The sequence below is a fragment of the Acinetobacter sp. 809848 genome (assembly GCF_000581275.1).
Taxonomy (GTDB): Bacteria; Pseudomonadota; Gammaproteobacteria; order Pseudomonadales; family Moraxellaceae; genus Acinetobacter; species Acinetobacter pittii.
The window spans coordinates 1-4,546 of the sequence record NZ_JEXG01000068.1 but is presented as its reverse complement, the minus strand read 5'-3'; the positions used below and the strand labels follow the sequence as shown (position 1 = coordinate 4,546).

Below are 4,546 nucleotides of genomic sequence, written 5' to 3'. Positions count from 1 at the left end.
TGGGACTAACCATAAAAATTTTTATAATTGAGAAATCAATAAAAATTTTGATTATTAATTGATATTTGGAATGAAACAAACATTAGTGTTTTTGTTGTTTTTTTGTATTATGCGCAACTAGTAGAGTAAAAAAATAACGCTTTGAAAAAACAGTCAGAAGAACTAGTGATTGTGATGGGGAAGGCTAATTTTTACATCTATTAATTTTATTGGCGTAATGTAAAAAGGTTTTTAACCATGAATAAGTCTCTCATTTGTTTATCAGCAATTGCTATGGGTTTAACGTCTATCAATGTTGCAAATGCAGCTAACGCAACCGGTACACTAACTGTTAAAGCAACGATTACAAACAGTTGTGTTCTCAACACTTCTGCAACAGGTACTACGTCAAATGCAATTTTAGACTTTGGTACGTTAAGTTCGCTTGCAAGCAACGTAGATGCAGACACCACAACAACAGGTGGGACTGCAATTAAAGTGTTATGTAACAACACTGTGCCATGGACTTTGGCTTTTGACGCAGGAAAAAATGCTCAATCGACACAACGTCGTATGATTGGTGGGGCGGCTAGCAACGAATACATTCCTTACAACCTTTTCTCAGATACTAACCGTGCAACAGCAATTGGTATTGCAACAACTGCATATAGCGGTACTGGTACTGGTGCAGCACAAACAGTTAACGTCTATGGTCGTATTCCTGCTGGCTCAACTTTACCAAGTGCAGGTAGCTATGTTGACACTGTGACTGTAACAGTGACTTATTAATTTTTAATAAGTTTTATTGCGTCATTGCTAGCTCTTTTTTAAAGGAGCTAGCTCAATTTGAGAAAAGTAGTTCTGGGCAAATCATGAAAAAAAATATCTTTGTTGTGACAAGTTTATTGTTATTTTTGCCTAGTATGCTAAATGCAGCATCAATCCGCCTTTCACCTGTTAGTGTTGAAATATTGAGTGATCAGGCTGCATCTTCCATTAGTTTATATAACCAGTCAAATGAAAGCGCTGATTTGCAGGTGCGTGTATTTGAATGGAGACAAAATGCTGGTCAAGATCAGTTAATCCCTACGGATGAGATTGTAATTAGTCCACCATTTCTAAAACTACAACCTAGTGACTCTTATAACTTACGTGTAGTTAGAATTAACCCAGAACCTATTTCTGGTGAAAAAACCTATCGTATTATTATTGATGAGTTACCCAAACCAATTGATAGCCGTAAAGCAGCTCAGGGAGTAAATGTATTACTTCGCTCATCATTACCTGTATTTGTAGTAAATAAAGATGCGATTACCAAACTGAGTTGGAAAATTGATGTTAACCAGAACACACCTTCTTTAAATATTAGCAATATAGGTAACCGACATGCGCTGTTAAATAGTCTAATGCTTATTGATACAACAGCAAATAAAAGTTATCCCATTAAAGTAAATACTGTGAATGGTTATATTCTTGCGGAGAAGTCGAAAAGTTACTCGATTAGTAACTTTACCTACCAACCAAATCATAAATACAGCGTATCTCTAACAGTTAATGGTAAGAAAACCACACTTTAAGAGGCTTATATGAAATACATTATAGGTGTCTTATGTGTTGCGTATTTTCCTGCATATTCTTTTGCCGAACAGTTACTAGATCATACGAATACTGCAGTTCCCAGTGTTCCTAAATCTGTAGGTAGCAATGGTGAATATACACAAGTAGGAGCGAATGAGCAGGAGCAAGATCTTAATTTCATTCATCTATTTTTAAATGTTTCGATTAACTCAAATGCTAATGAAGATTTGGTTGCAGTAAAGCAATCTAAGGATGGAAAACTATATATTCGATCTAGCACTTTAAAAACTTTAAGACTAAAAATGGATGAACATATCCCAGATAATCAGTGGGTATGTATTAATGATCTAAACGGAATCCAGTTTAAATATCTAGAGAATGAGCAGTCTTTAAACTTAAAAGTTCCGTCGAACATGTTAACGGGTTATTCAGTTGACTTAAGTAGTCAGCAGGTCACTAGCCCGCATTTGCTAAAGATGAAGCCCTTAAACGCGGCTATTTTGAACTACAGTCTGTATAACACCATAACCAATGATGAGAATGTTTTCTCAGGTACGGCAGAAGGGATCTTTAACAGTGCAATCGGTAACTTCTCATCAGGGGTTTTATATAACGGTAGTAATGAAAATAGCTATAGCCATGAAAAATGGGTACGACTGGAAACTAAGTGGCAATATGTTGACCCTGAGAAGATCAGGATATATACCCTAGGCGACTTTATTTCCAATAGCTCGGATTGGGGGAGCAGTGTCCGTCTTGCCGGTTTCCAGTGGTCGAGCGCTTATAGTCAACGCGGTGATATTGTCACCTCGGCACTCCCACAATTCTCCGGTTCGGCAGCATTGCCTTCAACCCTAGATTTATACGTCAACCAGCAAAAGATTTATTCAGGGTTAGTCCCATCTGGTCCCTTTGATATTAAACAGCTTCCGTTTATTTCAGGAAATGAAGTCACCCTTGTGACCACCGATGCAACGGGTCAGCAGAGCATTACCAAAAAGCCTTACTATTTTTCATCCAAGATTCTGGCAAAAGGCATAAATGAGTTTTCAGTAGATGTGGGGGTTCCACGCTACAACTATGGACTCTATTCAAATGATTATGACGATGCCACCTTTGCCTCAGGTGCGATCCGATATGGCTACAGTAACTCACTGACTTTAAGCGGCGGTGCAGAGGCTTCAACAGATGGGTTATCGAACCTAGGCACAGGATTTGCCAAGAATGTTTTGGGTATTGGCGTGATCAATGCCGACATTGCAGCAAGCCAGTATAAAGATGAAAACGGTTATTCTGCTTTAGTCGGTTTAGAAGGGCGCATCAGTAAAAATATTTCATTTAACACCAGTTACCGCAAAGTATTTGATAACTATTTTGACCTAGCTCGTGTATCTCAAGTGAGATATTTAAAAGATAACCAGATTAATCCCGAGTCACAGAACTACCTGAACTACAGCGCACTGGCAGATGAGATTTTTAGGGCAGGGATTAACTATAACTTTTATGCAGGCTATGGGGTTTATTTGGGCTATAACCAGATTAAATATAGTGACAACTCCTATAAATTATTGTCTACCAACTTAAGTGGAAGTCTGGACAAGAACTGGGGTTTTTATGCATCAGCGTATAAAGATTATGAAAATCATAAGGACTATGGAGTTTACTTTGCGCTGAGATATACCCCGTCCAGTAAAGTGAATGCGATCACGAGTGTATCTAGTGACAGCGGTAGCCTACGGTATCGCCAAGAAATATTCGGATTATCAGCACCCCAAATTGGTTCATTTGGCTGGGGTGGTTATGTTGAGCGAGATCAGGATGCACATGAAAATAATGCCTCGATTTATGCCTCTTACCGTGCCCGTGCTGCTTACCTGACAGGACGCTATAACCGATTTGGAGACAACGATCAGGTTGCAGTTTCGGCGACGGGTTCATTGGTTGCGGCGGCGGGACGTATCTTTGCGGCCAATGAAATTGGAGATGGCTACGCAGTTGTGACCAATGCAGGGCCACAAAGCCAAATTTTAAATGGTGGTGTTAATTTAGGTGCGACCGATAAGTCTGGCCGATTCTTAATTGCAAATTTAAGACCCTACATGTCTCATCATATCTACCTAGACCCATCATATTTACCTTTAGAGTGGGAAGTTAGCTCTACGAATCAGACAGCGTTTGTGGGTTACCGTCAAGGAACTTTGGTCGACTTCGGTGCTCATCAGGTTATTTCTGGATTAGTGAAACTGGTTGATCAAAACAACTCACCGTTAATGCCGGGTTATGCCGTTCGAATTAATGGTCAGCAAAATGGGATGGTTGGATATGATGGTGAAGTATTTATTCCAAACCTGTTAAAACAAAACAAACTTGAAGTTGATCTTCTAGATCATGGCTCATGCCAAGTTGATTTTGCGTATGAAAATAAGCAATACAGTGCTAAAAAATTGGGGCCTTATGTATGTCGATAAATATTGCTAGCTTTAACCAGCCGACAACTTTTAAAGGTCTTTCATTTATCCTGAAATATTTTTTGGGAATGAGCTTGCTATGCCTGATCTTTACATTTTTTAACTCTGCCCATGCAAGTTGCACAGTTACAGGGACACCTTCTGGTACATACACATACACTGCCGCAACAATTAACAATGATGCAGTTCTGACATACACGGGAACAATACGTTGTTATGGGGGGCGTACAACACCAGAAATTTCAGGTTATATGTGTATGAAAACTGTATTTACGGGAACAACAAATGCAATTAACAGTGTTTCATTACCTTACACCGTCACAGCAACTGTAGGTGGAGCTGGGTCTTCTACCACCAATCAAAATTCGAATGTCTGGTATGGTCCAGTAAGAACAGTCGCTTCAAATAATGTTATTAGTTACTCTGTAAATATAAAAGTACCAGCCCGTACAGGGTCGCTCATGGCATACCCTAAAGGAACCTATACTGGCACGGTTCAGCTATTTTGGGACATGCAAGCA

The 4,546-nt window shown here is 39.2% G+C and carries 3 protein-coding genes and 1 pseudogene; all 4 read left to right on the top strand.

The genetic code is table 11. The annotated features are described in order from the left end of the window. Positions 1-237 precede the first annotated feature (237 nt). Complete coding sequence (locus J536_RS23260; protein ID WP_005068793.1) at positions 238-768, top strand: spore coat U domain-containing protein; 531 nt, start codon at positions 238-240, stop codon at positions 766-768. 83 nt (positions 769-851) lie between these two features. Beyond that, complete coding sequence (locus tag J536_RS23255) at positions 852-1,556, top strand: molecular chaperone (RefSeq protein WP_032064115.1); 705 nt, start codon at positions 852-854, stop codon at positions 1,554-1,556. 9 nt (positions 1,557-1,565) lie between these two features. Beyond that, positions 1,566-4,025, top strand: a complete 2,460-nt coding sequence (locus J536_RS23250) for a fimbria/pilus outer membrane usher protein (protein ID WP_032064114.1) — start codon at positions 1,566-1,568, stop codon at positions 4,023-4,025. Then, positions 4,016-4,546 (top strand): annotated as a pseudogene (locus J536_RS23245) (SCPU domain-containing protein); the annotation flags it as partial. The gene J536_RS23250 and the pseudogene J536_RS23245, both read left to right, overlap by 10 nt.